Genomic DNA, 1,646 nt, shown 5'->3' on the forward strand with positions numbered 1-1,646 from the left:
TGTTATGTCCATGAACATTTTGGACATGGAGTCCAGCCACTTATTGGACACGGAGTCCAGGAGCTTTTTGGACTTTGGCTAGTGTTTCGGTTTGCGTCTTTTTGGCCGGGGTTTGGATAGGTTGGGGCGCAGCTGGGGTGGTTGGCGGTGTTTCATGCCTTCGACGTGGTTGATGTTGATTACTCCGCCGGCTGGGCGGTGTTTGAGCTTGATCGGTAGCGGCACACTGAAGAGGAATTCTCCGTCGTGTGCGGTGAAGAATTCAGCGACGTTATCGGCAGTAACGTGGCTGAGCAGTTTGCGGCTTTTGAATCTCAATCCGACATACAGCGGGTATCCGAGGATATGAACTGCCCCGTGGCGGCTGATGGTCAGTTCCAAGGGGATATCAAAGCGCTGCTTTTTGACTGCTTCATACGGGTCTATGCTGGTCGTATCCGTATGCGATGCACCTGGCGTGGTGATTGCACGATCGGTGTTGACCCTGGGTGAAGTGGCAGCTTCCCCGGGGTCGTTTGTGTATGCAGGCTTCGGCTTTGCATGGGGGTTGTTGGCGAGGTTGTAGTCGACAACGCGCTGCCAGACCGCTTCAGGATCAAGCGGAGTTGTAGGTGATTCAGCCTGCGGGAACGTTTCCCAGGCTTGTTCGGGAGTGATGTGCATCTTGCCGACGAGCAGGCTTTGATGTCGCCGATGTTTGTTGTAGACCTCGCGGTAGGCCGCAAGCGCTTTTTGCAGTTCGTCGAATGTTTCCGGTGTGCGTGCATCGAGAAACTGCACCAACGTGCGGTGGGAGCGTTCGTCTTTGCCTTGCGTAGTTGGGGCGAAGCCAGCAATTGCCAGCACACCTTGCTTCGCCAACCAAACTTCTGTGGCTGATAGACGACCGCGATGGTAGGTGGCAAACGCTTCACTGTTGTCCGACAAGATTTCCTGCGGTTTGCGGTATCGGTCGAATGCTTCTTTCAAGGTGATGCGAGCATCCTCGCCGTTTTCAGGCCGGGGAAACGCTTTCGTGCCAACATCGAATCTGCTGGCGTCATCAATAACTTGATAGATCGTGACCTGGGTATGTTCGACGTCGAATAGCCGGTAGACCACAGCATCGATCTGCCACAGTTCACACACAAAGTCGCGGGCAAACCGCTTATACGAACTGCGTGGGCGCTTGCGGGCATTCGCGTCAACTACTCCAGCGTCGTGCAGCCAATCCGCGATGGTCGACCGAGATGGAGTGCGCTCCGGGCCGATTGTGTCGAACAGGTGGTAAAAGATCGACAACGGGCCGTAGTCTAGCCCCTGCTCTTGCAACGTGACTCTAGCGTCGATGACTGCTTGGCGATCCGCTTCGGTGTATTTGCGGGCAGGATTTTTCGGCGCGGTACTGTCCGGCAAAATACCCGCCCGCCCACGGCGAGCAATACGATCCCTGACGTTATGAAACGTCTGCCGAGAGATCTTCTCATCCTTGCAAAACTGCTTGATAGTTTTTCCGTCGCGAACCGGATCGAAATCCGCGATCTTTCTGCGTGTGTGCGATGAAATAGCCATCCGACCATTTCACCGGTTCAGTGTCCAAAAAGTCTCTAGACATCGTGTCCAATAAGTGACTGGACTCCATGTCCAAAAAGTCATGAGACATGACA

The 1,646-nt window shown here is 54.4% G+C and carries 1 protein-coding gene; it reads right to left on the reverse strand.

The window, feature by feature from the left end; all coding sequences use genetic code 11:
- Window positions 1–78 precede the first annotated feature (78 nt).
- Entirely contained in the window at window positions 79–1,551 is a 1,473-nt protein-coding gene (locus tag HMPREF3048_RS00015) for an integrase core domain-containing protein (RefSeq protein WP_070770877.1), read from the reverse strand.
- Window positions 1,552–1,646: the final 95 nt, after the last annotated feature.

It is taken from the genome of Corynebacterium sp. HMSC075D04, assembly GCF_001815635.1.
Lineage (GTDB): Bacteria > Actinomycetota > Actinomycetes > Mycobacteriales > Mycobacteriaceae > Corynebacterium > Corynebacterium coyleae.

What these genes read in the sequence shown, in the direction of transcription:
- HMPREF3048_RS00015 (WP_070770877.1), bottom strand. Translation starts at nt 1,551, where the DNA reads ATGGCTATTTCATCGCACACACGCAGAAAGATCGCGGATTTCGATCCG.